Here is a 20,994-nt window from a genome sequence, read left to right as displayed (position 1 = left end):
GCCCGACGGCGGTCCTCTGCCCGGCCCTATGCCTGGGTCTCGGCGTGGTTTTCGCAGTGGCTTTCGCAGTGGCTTTCGTAGTGGCTCGGCCGGCCGTCGCGCAGCACCAGCCGGCCGAGTCTGCGCGCCTCCTCGCTGCGCAGCAACTCCCATTCGCCGTCCGGGCGGTGGAGCACCGAGGAGTGCCACGGCGTGGTCCAGACGTCGGCCGCCTCCAGCAGCCGGATGCCGAACTTGGGCACGCCGGCGGGCTGCGGGTGGATGGAGAGCCGTACGGCCCTCGGGTGCTGCTCGGCGATCAACTCGCCCCAGGCGCGGCTGCGCTGGATCACGCCGTACGCGCGGCGGCGGCACTCCCGCTGCAGGGCGGAGCGGGTGCCGGGGAAGCCGACGGTGTCCTCGGTGAGGAAGCGGGTGATCCCGCGGTAGAGCAGCAGGGTCTCCTCCTCGGTCAGCACCTGCTCGCGCAACTCCTCGACGGTGGGGGCGTACTGCTCGTGCACCCGGGCGCGCTTCTCGTCGTACGGGAGGTCGCCGAGGACGGCCCGCAGGTCGAAGGTGGCGAGGTGGTGGAGGCCCTCGCGGGCGATCATCGCGGTCAACTCGTCGGAGTAGGCGTCGATGTGGTCGTCCGGGACGTTGATCAGGTCGCCGAAGATGTGCCCGTCGGAGCAGATCAGGATCCGCGCCCCGGGCTCGTGGAGGCGGCCTATCTCGGCGCAGAGCCGGTCGAGGAAGGTGAGCGACAGCCGCTCGCCCTCGTCGGGCAGGTGGCCGAGCACCTTCGCCGGGTTGGGCGACTTGCACGGGAAGCCGGGCAGGGTGAACACGATCGGTTCACCGGCGGCGATGAACTCCGCCAACTGGGCGAGCTGGAGCGGGAAGTGCTCCGGCCGCGCGTCGAACTCCGGGTCGGAGGCGCGGCGGTGCGGCAGCAGCAGGCCGAGGATGCGGACGGCGAGCCGCTCGGCCGAGGGGCGGTCCTCGGTGCCGGTCCCCTCGCCGGTGCCGTCAGTGGTGGTGCCGGTAGCGGTGGCGGCGTGGGCCGGAGTGGTGACGGTGCCGACGGGCGGCATGGTGGGTCCTCCACGGAAGGTGGTGTCGTACGGGCTGCAGGCAGGCGGAGCCGGGCTGCCTCCCGGAGGGGCGGCGCCGCGGGCGCTTCCGGGGTCAGTGGCGCCGGTCGTAGGCGACCGGCAGCCGGTTGACCCCGCGTGCCAGGACGGCGGGGACCCAGACGAGGTCCGCCAGGCCGTCCCCGGGGGCCTCGGCCGGGCGCAGGCCGGGCAGGCGGGTGAGCAGGGTGCCGATGGCGATCCGGAGTTCGGCCCGGGCCAGTGCGGCGCCGGGGCAGTAGTGGATGCCGTGGCCGAAGGCGAGGTGGGCGTTCGGGGAGCGGTCGAGGTCGAGGCGGTCAGCCTCGGGGAACTGCTCCTCGTCGCGGTTGGCGGCGCAGAGCGAGACGATCACCGAGTCGCCGGCCGGAACGGTGGTGCCGAACAGGTCACTGTCCTCGGCGAAGAACCGCCAGGTGGTGAGCTCGAACGCGGCGTCGTGGCGCAGCAGTTCCTCCACCGCCCGGGAGAGCAGGCCGGGCTCGTCGATCCCGTCGCGCAGGCGGTCGAGCTGCTCGGGGTGGCGCAGCAGGGTGATCAGCATGGTGGTGATCTGGTTGGTGACCGGCTCCTGCCCGGCGACCAGCAGCTGGAACACCATCGAGTCGAGCTCCTCGCGGCTCAACTCGCCCGCGTCGTGGGCGGCGACGAGCCGGCCGAGCAGGTCCTCGGACTCCGACCAGCCGGGGGCCCGGCAGTCGGTGCGCTTGCGGGCGACGACGTCGGCGATGTACGTCTGCAGGCCGCGCAGCCGTGCCTCGTACGCCGGGCGGCCCGGGTCCTGCGGGCCGACGGGCTGGACCACCTTGCCCCAGTCGCGGTCGAACCGGGCCGCCAACTCGGGCGGCAGGCCGATGACTTCGGCGAGCACCCGGAAGGGGTAGTGGGCGGCGAAGCCGGCCACCAGGTCGGCGCCGCCGGTCTCGGGCAGCTCGTCCACCAGCGCGTCGGCGAGTTCTCTCAGCCGCGGACGCATGGACTCCACCCGGCGCGGGGCGAAGGCGTCCAGGACGAGCCGGCGCATCGAGGTGTGCTTGGGCGGGTCCTGGTGGAGCAGGTGGACCTGGAGCTGCGAGTGCTGCGGTTCGGGCATGATCGACGCGAGTCGGCGCCAATTGTCGTTGCCCAGCGTGTGGTTCTTGCCGAGGCGCGGGTCGTTGAGGGCCGCGTGGGCGGCCTGGTAGCCGGTGACCAGCCAGGCGTGGATGCCGCTCGGGAACTCCACCCGGTGCACCGGCCCGGCCTCGCGCATCCGCCGGTACAGCGGGTACGGGTCGCTCTTGTACGCCGGACCGTACAGCGGGACGGGGGAGGGGAGGCGGTCGTACCCGTACGGGCAGCGCGGGGTGTCGGTGGCGGCCGGGTCGGGCAGCGTGTCGGTCATCTGGGGTGGTCCTCCGGTGCGTGTGCGGGCGCGGTGTGGGTGTGACTGCGGGTGCGTGTGCGGGCGCGGTGTTGGTGCGGGCGGTCAGGTCCGGGGGCCGCGGTACAGGGCGAGCAGGGCGACGGCGGTCGCCGCGACCAGGGCGGCCAGGGCGATCCCGGCCCGGGTCCCGGTGGTGGCGCGGTCGCCGGCCAGCGCGGCGGCGGTGGCCAGGGCCGGGCCGAGGGCGAAGCCGAGACTGCGGGCGAGCTGGACGGCGGAACCGGCGGTGGCCAGCTTCCCGGGAGGGGAGGCGGTCATCACCAGGGCCTGGGTGGGGCCGCCGTTGAGGCCCATCCCGGCGCCGGCGAGGGCGAGCCGCGCGGCGATGTCCACGGCGGACCAGTCGGTGTCCAGCGGGACGAGCAGGGCCAGGCCGAGGGTGGTGACGGTAGCGCCGGTGAGTGCGGTCGGGCGGGCGCCCCAGCGGTCGGCCAGCCGCCCGCCGACCCGCCCGGCCAGCACCATGCCGAGCGGGAACGCCAGCATGGTCAGCGCGGTGGCCGTCGCGCTCTCGCCCCGGGGGCCGCGCAGGTGCTGGACGAGCAGGTACTGGCAGGCCGAGAAGCCGGCGGCGAGCGCCAGCACCGAGGCGTTGACCCCGGCGGTGCCGGCGGCCCGCAGCACCTCGGCCACCGGCCGCCCGCCGGGGCGGCGCAGCCACAGCAGCACCAGCGGGGCGGCGGGCAGCGCCAGCAGCAGCCACTGCGGCGCGTCGGGGGCCAGGGTGAGCCCCAGCAGGACGGCGGCCACGGCGCCGCCGATCAGCGTGGCGTCGCCGAGGGATCCCCGCTCGGGCACGCGCAGCCCGCCGCGCCGCGGGGCGTGCCGCCGCACGATCAGCACGGCGGCCAGGCAGACCGGCAGCTTGACCAGGAAGATCGCCCGCCAGCCGAGGTGGTCCAGCAGCAGGCCGCCGACGACCGGGCCGGTCACGGCGCCGAGCGGGCCGAGGGTGGCGGGCACGCTCATCGCCCGGCCGCGCAGCTCGGGCCGTACGGACGTCGCGGCGAGCACCGGCATCAGGACGAAGAGCACGGCCCCGAAGGCGCCCTGCAGCAGCCGGGCCGCGATCAGCCAGCCCGCCCAGGGGGCGGCGGCGGCCAGCACGCTGCAGCCGGCGAAGCAGCCGACCGCGAGCAGCAGGGCGGACCGGGTGCCGACCTGGTCCAGCCACCGCCCGGCGGGCAGGAGGAGGGCGACGAGGGGGAGTTGGTAGCCGAGGACGGCCCACTGGGCGACCCCGGGGGAGACGTGCAGGCCGCCCGCGATGTCGGTGAGCGCGAGGTTGACCACGTTCATGTCGAGCATCGCGACGAACGAGAGCAGGCCCGCGGCCACGACCAGGCTCCAGCGGTCGACCGCTTCCGGCTGACGGTCCGTCAGTGCCGCTTCGGCCGCAGGCTGTTGCGCTGCCATGGAGCCCCTCCGTTCCCGTGCTGCTGTACCGGACACCGCCTCGGCGGCGGCGTCCGGTACAGCAGTCGGAGGCGCGCGGGCTCCGGTTCCGAACACTTGGGGGATTTTTTCGGCCGCTCAGCAGGCGGTCGCGAGCTCCCCGGCCTCCGCCGCCCGCAGGCGCGCTATCAGCTCCTCCCGCGCCCGGGCGACGCGGGAGCGGACGGTGCCGACGGGGCAGCCGGCGACCTCGGCCGCCTCGGCGTAGCTCAGGCCGACCACCTGGGTCAGCACGAACGCCTCGCGCCGCTGGGCTGGCACCCGGTCGAGCAGGTCGTCGAGGGCGACACCGTCCTCGAACCCGGCCTCCGGTACGCGGCCCTGCCGCTCCGCCGCCTCCTGCCAGTCCGGCAGCGCCGCGCAGCGCGGCCGGGCGGCGGCCATCCGGTACCGGTCGATCACCGTGCGCCGGGCGATCGACAGCAGCCAGGTGCGGGCCGAGGAGCGTCCCGCGAACGCGGGCAGGCCGCGCAGTGCGCGCAGGAAGGTCTCCTGCGCCAGGTCGTCGGCGGACTGCACGTCGGTCAGGTGGGCGACGAAGCGCCAGACGTCCCGCTGGGTGGCCCGGACGAAGGCTTCGACGTCCGCTGCACGGCCCGAGCGGGCGGTCAGCGCGAGCGCGGTGAGCTGCTCGTCATCCACGGCGGCCTCCGACCCGGCCGGTCCCGCCGCGGTGGCTGTGCGAGACGATGGTCACATGAGATGCGCGCAGTTCCGGACCGCTCTGTCCGCCCGGCTCGACGGCGAACCCAGCGGTCTGCCGGACACCCGGCTGGACAAGCACGTCGCGCGCTGCACCGGCTGCCGGGAGTGGCTGGCCCGGGCGGAGCGGCTGAGCGGCCAGGTACGGGCGGCCGCCGCCGACGGGCCGTCGGCCGAGTGGTCGGCCCGACTGTTGACCGGGCTGTCGGCCCAGCCGTCGACCGGGCTGTCGACCGGGCTGGAGGGCCGCGGCCCGGAGGGCGGGCAGGAGGGCGGGTAGAAGGCCGGGCAGGAGGCCGGGCAGGAGGCCGGGCAGGAGGGCGGCCCGCAGGCCGCGCAGCGGTAGGACGATGGCGCCGGCCCGAGCCGGTGCGCCGTCGTGGTCAGGCATGGAAAGTCCCGAGGGGAAGGCGGGGGGACGTCACCGCGCAGGGCGGCGCCGTCGGCGTCCGTGGGCGGCCGCGCGGCTCGACGCACCTCCCGGGCAAACCGGGGAGGCGCGGCGGCGGACGCGGGCCCGCGCCCTGGCGGCACGGCGGCGCAACGCACGGCCGTACGGCAGGGCGACCTGCCCGTCGCGGGGGTTCCGGCGGCCGGTGGCGGCCGGGGAGGTGCGCGGCGGGCGCGTCAGCAGGCGAGGGCGAACGCCGGCGGTCCGCGCCGGACCACGGCATGCGTGAGCAGCACCGACCGGGGCGGCCGGGCCCGGCCGTCGGCGGGCCGCGGCGGGGTCGGGGCCCGGTAGCCGAAGGGGCGCGCGAAGAGCGCCAGGAGCGGGAGCAGCAGCGCCCCGGTGACGACGGTGCCGAGGGCGCCGAGCAGTTCGAAGAGCCGGACCAGCGCCGCGTCACCGCGCCAGAGCAGCAGGGCGCAGGCCAGCGCGGCCAGCACGTGGGCGGCGGCCATCCCCGGCGACATGCCGTGGGACATGCCATGCGACATGCCGCTCGACATGTCGTGAGCCATGCCCTGCGACATCCCGTCCGACATCCCGTCCGGCATCCCGTGCGACATGCCGGGCATCCCCGCCATCCCGGGCAGGCCCCCGTCCATGGCCATGCCGTCGGCGGAAGACGACATCCCCGCCGTGCCGTGGTGCATCCCGGTCATCGGGCGCAGGCCGGCGGCCGCCGGTGGGGCGTCCGGGTCGATGCCCGCCATCCGGGCCAGCTCGACCGGCGAGAGCCCGCCGGGCGCGCGGTCCGGGTTGCAGAGCAGCAGGGCCGTCCAGTCCGTGGTGGCGAGCCGGCCGAGGCCGCCGCCTCCCCGGGCGAGCGCCCCGGCCTGTTCGAACAGCAGGTGCAGCGCCGTCTGCGCCGCGACCATCCAGGTGGTGATCGCGCCGAGCCCGCGCCGCTTCCCGGCGAGCAGCCAGGTCAGTCCGAGGACCGCCCCGAACGCGCCGGCCAGCACCGTCGGCGAGACCCCGGGGCCGGCCATGGCGACGTGCGCCGTGGCGGCCAGCGCCACGCACAGCGCGGCGAAGACCACGGCGCGCAGCTGGCGGATCCGGTCGGTCATCACGATGGCACTCATCGTCGCATCCGCCCTGCCCGGCCCGTACCGCACCCTCCGGTATCGGCTGGTTCCGACCCGTGAGACCATGCCCGGCCGTTCGCCCGAAGGCCGGGCCGGCCGCTGCCTCCTCCGTGCGCCTCCCCGGGCGCCGCCCCGAACAGCTGCTCGTACGACCATCGGTGCGGCTTGACAAGCCGTCACCATCTGCTCACTGAATGTGGACACGCCGGTGCGTTCCGTACGTGCCGGGACGATGTCGTCCAGCAGCAGGTCCAATAGCAGGGAGGCCCGGCCTTGGAGACGCCGACGGAAACCACGCAGTCCCCGGTCGACTCCGCCGACCCCGCCGCCCCGGCAGGGCTCGCCGACCCGGTGGCGCCCGCCGACCTCGCCGACCCCGGCTTCTGGCGGCTGCCCGCCCCCGCCCGCGCCGCCGCCTTCGCCGAGCTGCGCCGCCGCCCCGGCCCGGTGTACTTCGGCGACCGCGCCACCGGAAGGGGCTTCCACGCCCTGGTCCGCCACGCCCACGTGGCCGAGGCCAGCCGAACCCCCGCCGTCTTCCTCAGCGGCCCCGGCGTCACCACCCCCGCCCCGGCCCGCTGGGTCCGGCTGGTCTTCGGCGACTCGATGGTGAACCTGGACGACCCCCGCCACGCCCAGCTGCGCCGGATCGTCTCGCGGGCCTTCACCCCGCGGCTGCTCGGCCGGGTCGAGGAGGACGTCCACCGGATCAGCGCCGCCCTGGTCGACCGGGTCGAGCGGGAGCGCCCGGAGGACTTCGTGGCCGCCGTCGCCGCCGAACTCCCGTTCCAGGTGATCTGCACCATGATGGGCATTCCCGAGCAGCCGCGCCGCGCCATCCTCGACCTGGTCAACCGCACGTCCGCGGACATCGGCGTGGCGCGCTCGCTGCGCGACCGGCTCCGGTCGCCCGGGCGCGGGCTGCGGGCGCTCGCCCGGATGCAGGGCATCGTGGCCGGGATCGGCCGGGAACGCCGCCGCCGGCCTGCGGAGGACCTGATCTCCGCGCTGGTCACCGCCGACGTCGACGGCCGTCGGCTCACCGGCCGCGAACTCGGCGCCTTCTTCACCCTGCTGCTGGTCGCCGGGGTCGAGACCACCCGCAACGCGCTCGCCCACGGCCTGCACCTGCTGACCGTCCACCCCGAGCAGCGCGCCCTGCTCCTCTCCGACCCGGACGGCCGGCTCGGCGGCGCGGTCGACGAGATCGTCCGCCACGCCACGCCGATCATCCAGTTCCACCGGACCCTCGCCGTCGACCACGAGCTCGGCGGCCCCGGCGGGCCGCTGCTGCGCGCGGGGGAGAAGGTCGCGCTGTTCTACGGTTCGGCCAACCGCGACGAGACGGTCTTCCCCGACCCGGACAACTTCGACATCACCCGCTCGTCCAACCCGCACCTCGGCTACGGCGGCGGAGGCCCGCACTACTGCCTCGGCGCGCACCTGGCGCGGCAGGAGATGACGGCGCTGTTCCGCGAGCTGTTCACCCGCCTGCCCGAGGCACGCTCGGTCGGCGAGCCGGAGCTCGTCCCGTCCAGCTTCGACCACCGGGTCCGCTCGCTGCGCTTCACCTTCTGAGCGCCCTGGGCCTCCTGAGTGCCGTGAGGCTCCTAGGGACGTGACCTACTCCGTGGGCTCCCACACCGCGTGGTCGTGCGCGAACAGCACCCGGCGCGGGCCGTACTCCGCGACCCGGTCGAGCCAGGCCCGGTAGCCGGGCAGCGGCGCCGCCACGCCCTCGCGTGCCGCCCGCCGGGCGAGCACCGCCTGCCCGTACTCGGAGGCGAAGTCGTACGCCTGACCGGCCAGCAGCACCGGGCCGCCGCTCGGACCGCTGCCCGGGCGGTCGACCAGCAGCGACTGGTGGCCCCCGGTGTGTCCGGGGGTCGGCAGCACCCGGACACCGGGCCAGACCTCCGTCTCGCCGTCGAGCTCGCGGTAGTGGGCGCCGGGGAAGTCGACCAGCGCGTCGATGGTGTAGCCGCCGCCCCGCGCGGTGGCCAGCTCGCCCGCCTGGACCAGGACGGGCGTGCCGGCGAACAGCGGGTTCCCGCCGCAGTGGTCGAAGTGCAGGTGGCAGTTGACCACCAGGTCGATGTCGGAGACGGAGACCCCGGCCGTGGCGAGTGCCTCCGGCAGCGGCCGGCGGACCGGCCGGTAGTGCGCCTCGGTCTCCGGCTCGCCGCCGCCGATGCCGGTGTCGAACAGCAGCAGCCCCTCCGGGCGCCGGACCAGGTACGCCAGCACCGGTTCCACGCGCGGCTCCGGGCCGCCCACCTCGGAGGCCGGCCGGACGAAGTACCCCAGGTCGAGCCGGCGGATCACGTGCATTCATCCCCCCGTGTCGTGGTGCGTCGCGCAGCCCCGTACGCGTGGCCTCAGCGGCCCCCCGGTTCGCACCCTACCCGCCGACCCGGCAGCCCCCGATCGGCCGTCACCCGCTCCATCGTCAGGACTGGCCGCCGCCCTGCGTGCCGTCCCCGCCGCCCTGCCCGTGCTGTGCCTCACCGGTGCTGGTGGCGGGCGTCACGGCGAGCGCCTGAGAAGGGGAGCACAATGCCGGGCATGACCGATCGTCCGCTGCCCGAAGGATCCGTCCGTCCCGTGAGCGCCGGGGGTGAACCCGCCGGGGGCGAACCCGCGACGGGTGTACCTGCCCGGGGTGAACCCGCCGACCGCGCCACCGCCGATGTCTGGGCGGCCCTCGGCGGGCCGGCCGACCTGCTGGAGCAGGTGAGCTTCCACGGCCCGCGCGACCTCCTGCCCTCCGGCCTGCCGGTGCGGCGCCTCGCCCGGGCCACCGTGGCCGTCTGCTCGCTCGCCGCCGCCGAGCTGGCCGCCCTGCGCACCGGTGGCCCCGTCCCCGCCGTCCGGGTGGACGAGGGCGCGGTCGCCACCGCCTTCGTCAGCGAGCGGCACCTGACGATCGACGGCCGTGCGCCCGTCAACTTCGCCCCGCACTCCGGCTTCTGGCGCACCGCCGACGGCTGGGTGCGCACCCACGCCAACTACCCGCACCACCGCACCCGGCTGCTCGCCGCCCTCGGCCTCGCCGCGGACGCCGGGCCCGAGCAGCTCGCCGAGACGCTCGGCATGCTGTCGGCCGAGCAGGTCCAGGAGCGCGCGTACGCGGCAGGGGCGCTCGCGGTGGCCGTCGCGCCGGTGCGTACGACCGTGCACCCCCTGGTGGAGCAGTGGGAGGTCGACGTCGTCGGCGGTGAGGCAGAGGGCTCCGCCGCCGATGCCGCCGATGCCGCCGATGCCGCCGCACGTCCGCTCGGTGCGGCCCCGGTGGACCGGCCCGCCGCCGGGGTCCGGGTCCTCGACCTCACCCGGGTCATCGCCGGCCCCGTCGCCACCCGCACCCTCGCCCTGCTCGGCGCCGACGTCCTGCGCATCGACTCGCCCAGGCTGCCCGAGGCCGAGGATTCCCACGCCGACACCGGCTTCGGCAAGCGCTCCACCCGCCTCGACCTCGCCGAGCCCGCCGACCGCGCCGTCTTCGAGGACCTGCTGGCCACCGCCGACGTCGTCGTCAGCGGCTACCGCCCCGGCGCCCTCGACGCCTACGGCCTCGCCCCCGACGCGCTGTTCGCCCGCCGCCCCGACCTGGTCGTGGCCCAGCTCTGCGCCTGGGGCTGGACCGGCCCGTGGGCCGGGCGACGCGGCTTCGACAGCCTGGTGCAGGCCGGCGTCGGCATCGCCGCCCACGAGACGGGCCCCGACGGCCGCCCCGGTGTCCTGCCCGCCCAGGCCCTCGACCACGGCACCGGCTACCTCGCCGCCGCCGCCGTCCTGCGCGCCCTCACCGACCAGCGCACCCGCCGCCCCGGCGGCCGCCACCTGCGCTTCTCCCTCGCCGGCACGGCCGCCTGGCTGCTGCACGGCATCGAACCGGAGAAGCCGGCCGAGGTCTCGTCCGAGGCCCACGAGCCGGTGCCCCACGAGCCGGTGCCCCACGAGCCGGTGCCCCACGACCCGTCGAGGTGGCTCGCCGGGACGGACTCCGCGTACGGGCGGCTGCGCCACGCCCTGCCGCCGGTCGGGTACGAGGGCGCGCCCGCCGACTGGTCGCGCCCGCCCGGGCGTTGGGGGACGGACGCGCCGGTCTGGCTCTGACCCCGGGCCGGGAGGGGGCGCGGGGACGGGAGGATGCCGACCCGACCTCGGTGCTGTCGGTGGGGTCCGGCATCATCGGGGCCATGACCACCGCACACGCCACCGACTACACCTGGTTCGAACAGCGCTACCCCGTCCTGGGTGAGGCCTACTGCCTCACCCAGGTCCAGGGGATCTCCGCCGAGGAGCTGCTGCGCCGCTTCGACGCCCTGCCCGGCCGCGAGGTCACCGGGCTGGTCGCGGTGGTCGAGGCCTGGGAGACCTTCGACGACGGTGAGGACGAGGAAGCCGAGGCCCTGCTCGGCGAGGACGACGACCGGCTGCTCGTCGCCGTCACCGAACTGGACGGCTGGGCCCTGGCGGTCGAGGCCTTCGGCTACCTCGGCAGCCTGCACGAGCTGATCCCCGGCCTCGCGGACGGCACCCGGCTGGTCTCGCACTACCGGGGCGCCATGGGCGAGGACCACTTCAACTGGTGGGAGCACAGCGACTGCCGGCTCCAGTTCGAGCCGCTCTTCGCCGACCAGCGACACGGTTCGGACGCCGAGGCCCCGGGCACCGTCGAGCTGATGGCGGCTTGCGGCTTCCAGCTCGACGGGGAGCGGTACGAGCTGCACACCGAGGCCGCGTTCGCACTGGCCGAGCGGCTGACCGAGGTCCGGCTCACCCCGGAGCGGCTGGAGGCCGCCACCTTCCGACTGGGCTACGCGCCGCGGCCGTGACGCCGGCGGCGGCCTCCGGCCGGAACCGCGGTCAGACCCCCGACGGGATCTGTTCGGCGCGACTTCGCACCTGGATCGCCGTCACGATCTCGACCAGGCCCAGGATCACCAGCCAGCAGCCGGCCAGTACGGTCAGCGCGGCGATCGACCCGACCGGCCAGACCAGGAGCAGCACACCGGCCAGCGTGTTGGCCACGCCCGCGAAGGCCTGCCAGCCGCGAGCCGGCATCAGGGGGTCGGAGATCGCGGCGGCGAGCTGGGTGATGCCGCGGAAGAGCCAGCCGATCCCGATCCAGAGCGCGAGCAGCACCAGCGACCGCACCGCGCTGCGGAAGCAGAGCAGCCCCAGCAGTACGCAGATCGCGCCGCTGATGAAGGCCAGCACCCGTAGCGCGGTGGTGGCGTGGGTGCCGAAGGCGGCGACCAGCTGCACGATGCCGATCACCAGCAGGTAGAGGCCGAACAGCACGCCCACCACCAGCAGCGTCTCCCGGGGCCAGACGAAGACCACGATCCCGAGGGCGAGCGAGGCGAGTCCGGCGACCAGCAGGATCTGCCAGGCGGCCTTGGCGAGCATGCCGAGCGGTCCCTGGACCGGGGAACCGTCGGGGGTGATGATCGGAGAGACCACGGTGGCGTACTCCTCGGGCTGTCGTGGGCGGGCTGTCGTCGGTGGGCTGTCGTGGGCGGGCTGTCGTGGGCGGTCAGGGAACGAGCCCCAGCCTCTCCGCGCCGTCGCCGGACCGCGTGCCGGATACCGCCGTTCGAGGGATTCGCCGCAGTCGCCGGAACGACATCCTCCGGACACTCGCCGTCGATATCATCCGGCGGTATGACTTCTGAAGGGTGGGGGACCCCTCCGGTCGAGCCGATCAGCCAGCACTACATCGTCTGCGGGGGCAACGCGCTGGCGCACCGACTGATCCTGGAACTCGTGGAGCACTACGAGGTCCCGGTCGTCGTCCTGGTCGCCGACCGGACCCGCGACCACGCGCCGCAGATCGAGCAACTCGCCGGTGTGGCGGCCGTCGTGGAGTACGCCAGCATCACCGACGAGGCCCTACGGGCGGTGTCCATCGGCACCGCCCGCGGCCTCGCCCTGGTCGAGGGCAGCGACCAGGAGAACATCCACGCCGCGCTCAGCGCCCAGAACCACAACCCCGACATCCGCATCGTCTTCCGGATGTTCAACCAGCGGCTCGGCGAGAACATCGAACGGCTGCTCAGGAACGGCGCCGCACTCTCCGGCTCCGCCACCGCCGCCCCGGCCTTCGCGGCCGCCGCGCTCGGGCGGCCGAACTCGGTCGAGGTCGACGGGCGTTACCTGCACATCGCCTTCGACGACGCGATCACCTCCGACCGGGTCTGTGTGGTCGCCGACCAGATCGACCGGCAGGACCTCAGCAAGATCCGGCTGCTGCCCGAGCAGCAGGGCGACTCGGCCGAATTCGTCCGGCTCGCCCGTGAGTTCGGCGACGACGGGCCGATCCGGCCCAGGGGCGCGCGGCGCGACTCCGAAGCCGCGGTCGAGCCCGAGCCCGAGCCCGAGCCCGAGCCCGAGCCCGAACCGGAACCGAAGCCGGAACCGGGCGGCACCGCCGCGCTGCAGGCGCTGCGGATCGAGCCGCGGGAGCCGATCGGCTGGCGGCGGCGGTTGCGTTGGCGGCTGCTCGACACCATGCGCTTCTTCACCAGCGCCCGGATGCGGATGGTGCTGCTCACCGCCCTCGCCGCCGTGCTGATGGCCTTCGGCGTGCTCTGGTACCTCAACCGGAACTTCGGCTGGACCGTCTACATCTCGCTGCTCGACCTCGCCGGGGCCGCCCAGCCGGACCAGCTCTCCGACATCGCCGCCGGGACGGGCACCGGCGGTCTCTGGCAGCGGGTCGCCCAGGTGGTGATCACCATCTGCGGGATCACCTTCGCGCCGGTCGCCACCGCCATCGCGGTCGAGGTACTGGCCTCGGGGCGGCGCGGGCAGCCGCGCAACCCCGGCGCGGGCACCCGGGACCACGTGATCGTCGTCGGGCTCGGCAACGTCGGCACCAGGGTCGCCACCCAACTGCACGACCTGGGCGTGCCGGTGGTCTGTATGGAGCGGGACCCGCAGGCGCGCGGCATCGCCGCCGTCCGGGCGCTCGGGATCCCGGTGGTGATGGGCGACGGCCCGTTCGAGGAGCAGCTGCGCCGGGCCCGGCTGAAGCACAGTCGGGCGCTGGTCGCGGTCAGCGGCGACGACGCCACCAACCTGGAGGCCGCGCTGGAGGCGCGGCACGGCAATCCCGAGGTCCGGGTGGTGGTGCGGTTGTTCGACGACGACTTCGCCGGGCACTTCTACAAGACGCTGGACAACGCGGCCTCGCGGTCGGTCTCCTACCTGGCCGCGCCCGCCTTCGCGGCGGCGCTGATGGGGCGGGAGGTGCGCGGGACGCTGTCGGTGTTCCGGCACGCGCTGCTGATCGCCGAGTTGCCGGTGGACGACGGCAGCGGGCTGATCGGCCTGAACCGGCACGACCTGGAGGACCCGGGCGGTGTCCGGGTCATCGCCGTCCGCTTCGCCCGCAGCGCGCAGTTGCAGTGGAACTTCCCCGACCGCACCCGGCGGCTCGCCCCGGGCGACCGGATCGTGGTCGCCGCCACCCGCAGCGGGCTGGCCCGGCTGAACACGGCGGCGGTGGAGGAGGAGTGAGCCGACGGGGCGAGGGTGGGAGCGGGGGGTGGGGCGGGTGACCGGTGACAAAAAACAGCTGACAGATTTCATCATCTGAAAGCTGTCAGCTGTCAGTTGTCATCCGTTGCCCGGTACGCGTTACTCCGGCGCTGGTGCCGGCGCCCGTTCGGGCCCGGCAGCGGTTCCCGTCAGCGGTTGGTGAAGGACGGCGGGCGCTTCTCGGCGAAGGCGGCCATGCCCTCCTTCTGGTCCGCCGTGGCGAAGGTCGCGTGGAAGAGGCGGCGCTCGAAGCGGACGCCCTCGGCCAGGGTGGTCTCGAAGGACCGGTTGACGCTCTCCTTGAGCGTGATCGCCGCCGGGGTGGACATCGCCGCGACGGTCTCGGCGGTGGCCAGGGCCTCCGCGAGCAGCTGGTCGGCGGGGACGATCCGGGAGACCAGGCCGGCCCGCTCGGCCTCCTCGGCGCCCATCATCCGGCCGGTCAGGCACAGCTCCATCGCCTTCGCCTTGCCGACCGCCCGGGTCAGCCGCTGCGAGCCGCCGATGCCGGGGATGACGCCGAGCTTGATCTCCGGCTGGCCGAACTTCGCGGTGTCCGCCGCCAGCAGGATGTCGCACATCATCGCCAGCTCGCAGCCGCCGCCCAGGGCGAACCCGGCGACCGCCGCCACCACCGGCTTGCGCAGCGCGCCGAACCGGTCCCACGGGCCCAGCCAGTCGTCCAGGTACACGTCCGGGAACCGGTTGCCCTGCATCTCCTTGATGTCGGCGCCGGCCGCGAAGGCCTTCTCCGAGCCGGTGACCACCAGACAGCCGATCTCCGGGTCCCGGTCGAAGGCGGTGGCGGCCGCGACCACCTCGTTCATCAGCTGGGTGTTCAGCGCGTTGAGCGCCTTGGGCCGGTTGAGCGTGATCAGCCCCACCCGGCCCTTGCGCTCGACCAGGATCGTCTCGTAGGTCTCGGTCTCGGTCATCGCCGTCGACTCCCATTCCGCTGCTCGGCGCCGCGCGGGCGCGCCCTGACCACCCAACGATCTACGACGCGCCCCGCCTCGCGCCAGTCTTGACATGCGAGACGCCGGTCACGAGGTCAGGCCGGGCCCGGCGCGTCGGCCAGCCCCAGCTCGTCGCCCTCGCGCGGAGCGAGGAAGCGGGCGACGTCCACCTCCGTCACCCCGGCGAGGGTGGCGGGCTCCCAGTGGGGGTCGCGGTCCTTGTCGATCACCTGGGCGCGGATGCCCTCGACCAGGTCATGGCCGTCCAGCGCGGCGCAGGAGACGCGGTACTCCTGGTCGAGCACGGCCTCCAGGGAGGGCAGCGTACGGGCCCGGCGCAGCGCGGCCAGGGTGGCCTTGACGGCGGTGGGGGAGTTCCCGAGGGTCAGCTCGGCCGCCTCCTTCGCCTCCGGGACACCGGAGTTCAGCAGGCGCTCCACGATCTCCTCGACGGTGTCGGCCGCGTAGCAGGCGTCGATCCAGGCGCGCTGCCCGGCCAGGGCGGCGGGCGGCGCGGGCTCGGCGTGCGCGGCGACGACGGCGCCGACGGTGTCGATGTCAGCGGTCGGGGTGGCGGCACGGGTGAGGGCGTCGAGCAGTTCCGGTATCCGCGCCGAGGGCACGTAGTGGTCCGCGAACCCGCACAGCAGCGCGTCGCCCGGGCCCATCGAGGCCGAGGTGAGGCCGAGGTGGAGGCCCAACTCGCCCGGGGCGTGGGCGAGCAGGCGGCTGCCGCCGACGTCCGGGACGAGGCCGATCCGGGTCTCCGGCATCGCGACGGTGGAGCGCTCGGTGACGATCCGGACCGCGCCGTGGGCGGACAGGCCGACGCCGCCGCCCATCGTGATGCCGTCCATCACCGCGACGTACGGCTTCGGGTAGCGGGCGATCAGCGCGTTCAGCCGGTACTCGTCGCGGAAGAACGCCCGGGTGCCGGCCCCGCCCGCCTTCGCGTCGTCGTGCATCGCGCGGATGTCGGCGCCCGCGCACAGGCCGCGCTCGCCCGCGCCGGTCAGCACGACGACACGCACCCGGTCGTCCGCGGCCCAGTCGTCCAGCGTCGTGCGCAGGGTGGTGATCATGCCGTGGGTCAGGGAGTTGAGCGCCCGCGGGCGGTTCAGCACGATCCGTCCGATGCCGCCGTCCAGGAACGCCTGGACCTCCGCCACCTCTGCGCTCATCGGGCCCGCTCCCGTCCCTCGGTGATGTCGACTCCTGCTGTGCACTTCCGCATCCCACCGTACCGGGGGCGGTGCGCAGTTGTGATCACCGGCCCGGCTCACGGCCAGGCGCGCAGGGCGAGTTCGGCGGTGCGGGGCAGGTCGGCGGCGGTGGCGCCGTCCCGGGCCTGCTGCGACATGCCCTGGATGACGGTGGCGAGGTAGCCGGCCAGCGCCTTCGGGTCCGCCTCGGGCGGCAGTTCGCCCTCCTCCACGGCCCGGCGCAGCCGCGCCTCGAAGACCCGCCGGTTCTCGTTGCGCAGCTCGCGCAGGTGGGCCCGGATCCCGGCGTCCTGCGCGGAGACGAAACGGACGACAGCTGACAGATGATGAAATCTGTCAGCTGTCGTCTGTCATCTGTCAGCTGTCCACGGCCAGCCCGGCCGACGCTACCCGTGCACCCGCCCGGTCACCTCGCCGAAGCCGACCACGGCCCCGTCCGGCCCGGGCGCGGTGGCGGTGATGGCGACCTCGTCGCCGTCCTCCAGGAAGGTCCGGGTCGTCCCGTCCGCGAGCTTCAGCGGCTCCTCGCCGTTCCAGGTCAGCTCGATCAGCGCGCCCCGGGTGTCCGGCTCCGGCCCGCTGACCGTCCCCGAGGCGAACAGGTCGCCGGTGCGCAGCGAGGCGCCGTTGACGGTCATGTGGGTCAGCTGCTGCTGCGCCGTCCAGTACATGGTGGCGAACGGCGGGCGGGACACCAGGTGCCCGTTCAGCCGGACCTCCATGGCCAGGTCCAGGCCCCACGGCTCGCCGCCCCGGTCGTCCAGGTACGGCAGCGGCTCGACGTCGCGCTCCGGCGGAGTGACCCGGGCGTGCTGCAGCGCGTCCAGCGGGACGATCCACGGCGAGATCGAGGTGGCGAAGGACTTGCCGAGGAACGGGCCGAGCGGCACGTACTCCCAGGCCTGGATGTCGCGCGCCGACCAGTCGTTGAGCAGGCAGACGCCGAACACGTGCTCGCGGAAGTCGTCCAGCACGACCGGCCGGCCCAGCTCGGACGGCGTGCCGACGACGAAGCCGACCTCGGCCTCGATGTCCAGCCGGCGGGTGGGTCCGAAGCCCGGCGTCGGGTCGGCGGGCGCCTTGCGCTGCCCGTACGGCCGCACCACCGGCGTGCCGGAGACCACGACCGTCCCGGCCCGCCCGTGGTAACCGATCGGCAGGTGCTTCCAGTTGGGCGTGAGCGGCTCCGAGCCCGGGCGGAAGATCCGGCCCAGGTTGGTGGCGTGGTGCTCGGAGGCGTAGAAGTCGACGTAGTCGGCGACCTCGAACGGGAGGTGCAGCTCGACCTCGTCCGCCGGCAGCAGCGCCGGCGACAGTGCCTCGCGGAAGGACTCGTCGGTGAGCCAGGTCGTCAGGTCCGCCCGCACCCGCGTCCAGACCGGACGCCCCGCCGCCATCAGCGGGTTGAGCGAGTCCGCGTCCAGCAGCGTGGACGGCGCGCCGGCCGCGCGGGCGGCCGCCCCGGCGTCCAGGACGAAGCCCCCGACGCGCACGCCGATCCGGCGCCGCCCGGGCTGGTCGGCGGCGGTGAAGACGCCGTACGGCAGGTTGTGCACGCCGAACGGCGAGTCCTGGGCGCTGGCGAGCCAGCTGCGGGGGCTTCCGGCGGTGGTCAACGGTCCTCCTGGTGCAGTGGACTGGGCGACGACAGCAGGCCGAGCGCGGCCAGGTCGCCCAGGGGTTCGGCGATGCTGCAGGTGCCGAACGCGGTGAACGAGTTGCGGATCACCGTAACCTGACGGTCCGTCAGTGCGAGCACCGCCTTGGCCAGCGTCTCGCCGTCGCGCTCCGCGAGCACCGCCGCGGCCGCGGCCGGGTCGGTCTCCTGCGCGGCCAGCAGGACGTTCAGGAAGCCGTGGTGCTCGAAGCCGGTCTCCCGGTCGGTGTGCCGGACGGCGTTGTGCAGCCCGGCGGTGCACTTGTACGGCAGTCCGCGCTGCGCGCAGCCGGTGAGGAAGGCGGCCAGCTCCTCCTCGTCCGGGAACGCCTCGGCGACCAGCCCGCCGGTGCGGAACTTCGCCCGGTACGCGCTGTCCACCAGGACGTCCAGGACGGCGTCCAGCCCGTCCCCACGCAGGAGTTCGCGCGGCAGCTCGACGGCGGCCGGGACGTCGGGCGGGAGCAGCCGGTCCAGTTCGGCGACCGCCTCGGCGGCGTCCCGGGTGGCCAGCTCGACGCCGGCCAGCTCGAACGGCGCGGCGGCGGCGAGCGCCTGGGCGAGTTCGGCACTGCCCCCCGGCAGTACGAGCCCGACCCTGAACGCCGCGTCGCCCGCCGTCGCCGTGCCGCCAGCGACCACCGCGGCCAACTCGCCCAGCCGGCCCACCCCGCACAGGAACGGGCCGACGGCTTCGGCGTACCAGGCCGCGCGGTGGGCGCGGTGCGCGGGCACCGCCTCGGCGACCGGCAGGTTCCCCGGCGGGAACACCGCCGCGTCGTCGAAGAGCCCGCGGAACAGTTCGGGGATCACGCCCCCGGCAACGGGGATCATGCCCCCGGCAGCGGGGGTCGCACCCCCGGTGGGCAGAGCGCTCATCGTCCGGGCCCCCGACCGGCCCAGGTCCAGGCGTAGTTGCCGTCCTCGCTCGCCCGGCCGCCCTCGCCGAGCTCCAGCGGGCGGAAGGTGTCCACCATGACGGCGAGTTCGTCGAAGAACTCCGCGCCGATGCTGCGCTCGTACGCGCCCGGCTGCGGCCCGTGGGTGTGCCCGCCGGGGTGCAGCGAGATCGAGCCCTGACCGATGCCCGAGCCCTTGCGGGCCGCGTAGTCGCCGCCGCAGTAGAACATGACCTCGTCGCTGTCCACGTTGGCGTGGTAGTACGGCACCGGGATCGACAGCGGGTGGTAGTCCACCTTGCGCGGGACGAAGTTGCAGATCACGAAGTTGTTGCCCTCGAAGACCTGGTGGGCCGGCGGCGGCTGGTGGATCCGCCCGGTGATCGGCTCGAAGTCCCGGATGTTGAAGGCGTACGGGTACAGGCAGCCGTCCCAGCCGACCACGTCGAAGGGGTGGTGCGGCACGGTGTAGCGGGTGCCCGAAACCCCGTGCGGGCCACGGTGCTTGACCAGCACGTCGACGTCGCCGGGAGCGTCGTCGACCAGCAGCGGGCCGACCGGTCCGCGGAAGTCCCGCTCGCAGTACGGCGCGTGCTCCAGCAGCTGCCCGTACTTGGACAGGTAGCGCTTGACCGGGGTGATGTGGCTGTTCGCCTCGATGCAGTACGCGCGCAGCGGCTCGTCGCCGGCCGGCACCCAGCGGTGGGTGGTGGCGCGCGGGATGATCACGTAGTCGCCCTGGCCGACCTCGATCGAGCCGAACACCGTCTCGACCGTGCCGGAGCCGGACTCCACGTACACGCACTCGTCGCCGAGCCCGTTGCGGTACAGCTCGCTCGGGGCCCCGGCGGCGACGTACGAGATCCGCACGTCGCCGTTGCCGAGGACCAGCCGGCGGCTATTCACGACGTCGGCGGACTTCCACTCCTGGCCCGCGAACAGCTCGTGCAGCTTGAGGTGGCGGGGCAGGAGCGGGTGGTTGGGCACGGTGGACTGGTCCGGCAGCTCCCAGGGCACCGCGTCGACCACGGCCGAGGGGATGCCCCGGTGGTAGAGCAGCGAGGAGTCCGAGGAGAACCCCTCCTCGCCCATCAACTCCTCGTAGTACAGCCCGCCTTCGGGGGTGCGGTGCTGGGTGTGCCGCTTGGGCGGGATGCTGCCCAGCTGCCGGTAGTACGCCATCTCCGTGGTCCTCCTCGACCGTTCGTCAGAGCTCTCCGACGATCACAGGTTGCCGCGTCGGTCCTGCTCGCGCTCGATCGACTCGAAGAGCGCCTTGAAGTTGCCCTTGCCGAAGCCGAGCGAACCGTGCCGCTCGATGAACTCGTAGAAGACGGTCGGGCGGTCGCCGATCGGCTTGGTGAAGATCTGCAGCAGGTAGCCGTCCTCGTCGCGGTCGACCAGGATGCCGCGCTTCTTCAGCTCCTCGATCGGGACGCGGACCTTGCCGATGCGCTCGCGCAGCTCCGGGTCGTCGTAGTACGCGTCGGGGGTGTTGAGGAACTCCACTCCGCGCGCCCGCAGCACGTCCACGGTGGTGAGGATGTCGTTGGTGGCGAGCGCCATGTGCTGGCAGCCGGGGCCGGTGTAGAACTCCAGGTACTCGTCGATCTGGGACTTCTTCTTGGCGATGGCCGGCTCGTTGAGCGGGAACTTCACCCGGTGGTTGCCGCTGGCGACGACCTTGGACATCAGCGCGGAGTACTCGGTGGCGATGTCGTCGCCGACGAACTCGGCCATGTTCACGAAGCCCATGACGCGGTTGTAGAACGACACCCACTCGTTCATGCGGCCCAGCTCGACGTTGCCGACGGCGTGGTCGAGGGCCTGGAACAGGCGCTTGGGCGAGCCCGCCGGGTGGGTCACCTTGCTCTCCGCGACGACGTAGCCCGGCAGGTAGGGGCCGTGGTAGCGGGAGCGGTCGATCAGGGTGTGGCGGGTCTCGCCGTAGGTGGCGATGGCCGCGCGGCGTACGGTGCCGTTCTCGTCCGAGACGTCGTTCGGCTCCTCCAGGATGGTGGCGCCGGACGCGCGGGCGTGCTCGATGCACTTGTCGACGTCCGGGACCTCCAGGGCGAGGTCGACGACGCCGTCGCCGTGGCGGCGGTGGTGGTCCAGCAGCGGGCTGCCCGGCTGGACACCGCCCTTGATCACGAAGCGGCAGGAGCCGGAGCGGAGCACGTACGCCTTGCGGTCGCGGCGGCCGGTCTCCGGGCCGGAGTAGGCGACCAGCTCCATGCCGAACACGACCTGGTAGAACTGGGCCGTCTGGGTGGCGTTGCCGACCACGAAGACGACCGCGTCCTGGGCCGTGACCGGGAACGGGTCGGCGGCGGCGTCGTGCTCGACCAGGCCGACGAGGCGGCGCAGCTGGTCGGCGTCAAGACCGGCCTCGCGCTCCTCGGGGGTCAACTCAAGGGCGTGGGACTGCGTGGTCATCGCTCGTTCCTCCACTTCGGGCCTCGGCTTTG

The 20,994-nt window shown here is 74.2% G+C and carries 19 protein-coding genes; 5 read left to right on the top strand and 14 right to left on the bottom strand.

Features of this window, described 5'->3' with window-relative positions; genetic code table 11:
* Nucleotides 1-26 precede the first annotated feature (26 nt).
* The 4 genes from OP86_RS07640 to OP86_RS07625 all read right to left on the bottom strand — a co-directional run bounded on the left by OP86_RS07640 (nucleotide 27) and on the right by OP86_RS07625 (nucleotide 4,638).
* A complete protein-coding gene (locus OP86_RS07640) occupies nucleotides 27-1,076 on the bottom strand; it encodes an L-tyrosine/L-tryptophan isonitrile synthase family protein (RefSeq protein ID WP_078588336.1) in 1,050 nt (349 codons plus the stop codon).
* A 94-nt stretch (nucleotides 1,077-1,170) separates the two neighbouring features.
* Complete coding sequence (locus OP86_RS07635) at nucleotides 1,171-2,499, bottom strand: cytochrome P450 family protein (protein WP_030057855.1); 1,329 nt, start codon at nucleotides 2,497-2,499, stop codon at nucleotides 1,171-1,173.
* An 84-nt stretch (nucleotides 2,500-2,583) separates the two neighbouring features.
* The gene (locus OP86_RS32820) at nucleotides 2,584-3,957 is read right to left on the bottom strand and encodes an MFS transporter (protein ID WP_030254582.1); all 1,374 of its coding nucleotides are present in this window, start codon (nucleotides 3,955-3,957) and stop codon (nucleotides 2,584-2,586) included.
* 117 nt (nucleotides 3,958-4,074) lie between these two features.
* Nucleotides 4,075-4,638, bottom strand: coding sequence for a sigma-70 family RNA polymerase sigma factor (locus tag OP86_RS07625; RefSeq protein ID WP_033331267.1), 564 nt, complete (start codon nucleotides 4,636-4,638; stop codon nucleotides 4,075-4,077).
* 55 nt (nucleotides 4,639-4,693) lie between these two features.
* Here OP86_RS07625 and OP86_RS33410 point away from each other — a divergent pair, with 55 nt between their 5' ends.
* Complete coding sequence (locus OP86_RS33410) at nucleotides 4,694-4,978, top strand: zf-HC2 domain-containing protein (RefSeq protein ID WP_051829813.1); 285 nt, start codon at nucleotides 4,694-4,696, stop codon at nucleotides 4,976-4,978.
* Between the two features lie 347 nt (nucleotides 4,979-5,325).
* Here OP86_RS33410 and OP86_RS33405 read toward each other — a convergent pair whose 3' ends face one another.
* The gene (locus OP86_RS33405) at nucleotides 5,326-6,234 is read right to left on the bottom strand and encodes a hypothetical protein (RefSeq protein ID WP_157849686.1); all 909 of its coding nucleotides are present in this window, start codon (nucleotides 6,232-6,234) and stop codon (nucleotides 5,326-5,328) included.
* A 354-nt stretch (nucleotides 6,235-6,588) separates the two neighbouring features.
* Between OP86_RS33405 and OP86_RS07610 the strand changes: the two genes are divergently transcribed.
* Nucleotides 6,589-7,815, top strand: coding sequence for a cytochrome P450 (locus tag OP86_RS07610; RefSeq protein ID WP_030254575.1), 1,227 nt, complete (start codon nucleotides 6,589-6,591; stop codon nucleotides 7,813-7,815).
* Between the two features lie 45 nt (nucleotides 7,816-7,860).
* Here OP86_RS07610 and OP86_RS07605 read toward each other — a convergent pair whose 3' ends face one another.
* Nucleotides 7,861-8,568 (bottom strand): N-acyl homoserine lactonase family protein, encoded by a 708-nt coding sequence (locus tag OP86_RS07605; RefSeq protein ID WP_030254571.1) that lies wholly within the window; start codon nucleotides 8,566-8,568, stop codon nucleotides 7,861-7,863.
* A 234-nt stretch (nucleotides 8,569-8,802) separates the two neighbouring features.
* On the opposite strand from OP86_RS07605, the gene OP86_RS07600 reads away from it, so the two are divergent.
* Complete coding sequence (locus OP86_RS07600) at nucleotides 8,803-10,356, top strand: CoA transferase (RefSeq protein WP_078588368.1); 1,554 nt, start codon at nucleotides 8,803-8,805, stop codon at nucleotides 10,354-10,356.
* 83 nt (nucleotides 10,357-10,439) lie between these two features.
* Nucleotides 10,440-11,078 carry a DUF6461 domain-containing protein gene (locus OP86_RS07595; RefSeq protein ID WP_063832321.1) on the top strand — a complete coding sequence of 213 codons (639 nt, stop codon included), beginning with the start codon at nucleotides 10,440-10,442 and terminating at the stop codon, nucleotides 11,076-11,078.
* 31 nt (nucleotides 11,079-11,109) lie between these two features.
* On the opposite strand, the gene OP86_RS07590 is transcribed toward OP86_RS07595, so the two are convergent.
* Nucleotides 11,110-11,655: an HdeD family acid-resistance protein gene (locus tag OP86_RS07590; RefSeq protein WP_078588367.1), complete on the bottom strand. Its 546-nt coding sequence runs from the start codon at nucleotides 11,653-11,655 to the stop codon at nucleotides 11,110-11,112.
* Nucleotides 11,656-11,910: 255 nt separating this feature from the next.
* Between OP86_RS07590 and OP86_RS07585 the strand changes: the two genes are divergently transcribed.
* Nucleotides 11,911-13,767 (top strand): NAD-binding protein, encoded by a 1,857-nt coding sequence (locus OP86_RS07585; RefSeq protein WP_030254565.1) that lies wholly within the window; start codon nucleotides 11,911-11,913, stop codon nucleotides 13,765-13,767.
* A 170-nt stretch (nucleotides 13,768-13,937) separates the two neighbouring features.
* Here OP86_RS07585 and OP86_RS07580 read toward each other — a convergent pair whose 3' ends face one another.
* The 7 genes from OP86_RS07580 to hppD form a co-directional block, all read right to left on the bottom strand.
* Nucleotides 13,938-14,723 carry an enoyl-CoA hydratase gene (locus OP86_RS07580; RefSeq protein ID WP_030254561.1) on the bottom strand — a complete coding sequence of 262 codons (786 nt, stop codon included), beginning with the start codon at nucleotides 14,721-14,723 and terminating at the stop codon, nucleotides 13,938-13,940.
* A 116-nt stretch (nucleotides 14,724-14,839) separates the two neighbouring features.
* Entirely contained in the window at nucleotides 14,840-15,925 is a 1,086-nt protein-coding gene (locus OP86_RS07575; protein ID WP_030057843.1) for an enoyl-CoA hydratase/isomerase family protein, read from the bottom strand.
* Nucleotides 15,926-16,023: 98 nt separating this feature from the next.
* A complete protein-coding gene (locus OP86_RS36480) occupies nucleotides 16,024-16,227 on the bottom strand; it encodes a hypothetical protein (RefSeq protein WP_418952577.1) in 204 nt (67 codons plus the stop codon).
* A gap of 126 nt (nucleotides 16,228-16,353) precedes the next feature.
* The gene (gene fahA, locus OP86_RS07565; protein ID WP_030057841.1) at nucleotides 16,354-17,583 is read right to left on the bottom strand and encodes a fumarylacetoacetase; all 1,230 of its coding nucleotides are present in this window, start codon (nucleotides 17,581-17,583) and stop codon (nucleotides 16,354-16,356) included.
* Entirely contained in the window at nucleotides 17,580-18,503 is a 924-nt protein-coding gene (locus OP86_RS07560) for a hypothetical protein (protein WP_199815134.1), read from the bottom strand. The genes fahA and OP86_RS07560 overlap by 4 nt, the downstream gene beginning before the upstream one ends.
* Nucleotides 18,500-19,705 (bottom strand): homogentisate 1,2-dioxygenase, encoded by a 1,206-nt coding sequence (locus OP86_RS07555; protein WP_030057839.1) that lies wholly within the window; start codon nucleotides 19,703-19,705, stop codon nucleotides 18,500-18,502. Before OP86_RS07555 ends, OP86_RS07560 begins: the two co-directional genes overlap by 4 nt.
* Nucleotides 19,706-19,747: 42 nt before the next feature.
* Nucleotides 19,748-20,962 (bottom strand): 4-hydroxyphenylpyruvate dioxygenase, encoded by a 1,215-nt coding sequence (hppD, locus tag OP86_RS07550; protein WP_030057838.1) that lies wholly within the window; start codon nucleotides 20,960-20,962, stop codon nucleotides 19,748-19,750.
* Between the last annotated feature and the right edge of the window lie 32 nt (nucleotides 20,963-20,994).

This window comes from Streptomyces novaecaesareae (assembly GCF_000716875.1).
Lineage (GTDB): Bacteria > Actinomycetota > Actinomycetes > Streptomycetales > Streptomycetaceae > Kitasatospora > Kitasatospora novaecaesareae.
The sequence above is the reverse complement of the archived record's forward strand: the minus strand, read 5'-3'. Positions and strand labels throughout refer to the sequence as shown.

Coding starts and splice junctions, on each gene's coding strand:
- OP86_RS07640 (WP_078588336.1), bottom strand. CDS start 1,076: ATGCCGCCCGTCGGCACCGTCACCACTCCGGCCCACGCCGCCACCGCT.
- OP86_RS07635 (WP_030057855.1), bottom strand. CDS start 2,499: ATGACCGACACGCTGCCCGACCCGGCCGCCACCGACACCCCGCGCTGC.
- OP86_RS32820 (WP_030254582.1), bottom strand. CDS start 3,957: ATGGCAGCGCAACAGCCTGCGGCCGAAGCGGCACTGACGGACCGTCAG.
- OP86_RS33410 (WP_051829813.1), top strand. CDS start 4,694: ATGAGATGCGCGCAGTTCCGGACCGCTCTGTCCGCCCGGCTCGACGGC.
- OP86_RS33405 (WP_157849686.1), bottom strand. CDS start 6,234: ATGAGTGCCATCGTGATGACCGACCGGATCCGCCAGCTGCGCGCCGTG.
- OP86_RS07605 (WP_030254571.1), bottom strand. CDS start 8,568: ATGCACGTGATCCGCCGGCTCGACCTGGGGTACTTCGTCCGGCCGGCC.
- OP86_RS07600 (WP_078588368.1), top strand. CDS start 8,803: ATGACCGATCGTCCGCTGCCCGAAGGATCCGTCCGTCCCGTGAGCGCC.
- OP86_RS07595 (WP_063832321.1), top strand. CDS start 10,440: ATGACCACCGCACACGCCACCGACTACACCTGGTTCGAACAGCGCTAC.
- OP86_RS07590 (WP_078588367.1), bottom strand. CDS start 11,655: ATGCTCGCCAAGGCCGCCTGGCAGATCCTGCTGGTCGCCGGACTCGCC.
- OP86_RS07585 (WP_030254565.1), top strand. CDS start 11,911: ATGACTTCTGAAGGGTGGGGGACCCCTCCGGTCGAGCCGATCAGCCAG.
- OP86_RS07580 (WP_030254561.1), bottom strand. CDS start 14,723: ATGACCGAGACCGAGACCTACGAGACGATCCTGGTCGAGCGCAAGGGC.
- OP86_RS07575 (WP_030057843.1), bottom strand. CDS start 15,925: ATGAGCGCAGAGGTGGCGGAGGTCCAGGCGTTCCTGGACGGCGGCATC.
- OP86_RS07560 (WP_199815134.1), bottom strand. CDS start 18,503: ATGAGCGCTCTGCCCACCGGGGGTGCGACCCCCGCTGCCGGGGGCATG.
- OP86_RS07555 (WP_030057839.1), bottom strand. CDS start 19,705: ATGGCGTACTACCGGCAGCTGGGCAGCATCCCGCCCAAGCGGCACACC.
- hppD (WP_030057838.1), bottom strand. CDS start 20,962: ATGACCACGCAGTCCCACGCCCTTGAGTTGACCCCCGAGGAGCGCGAG.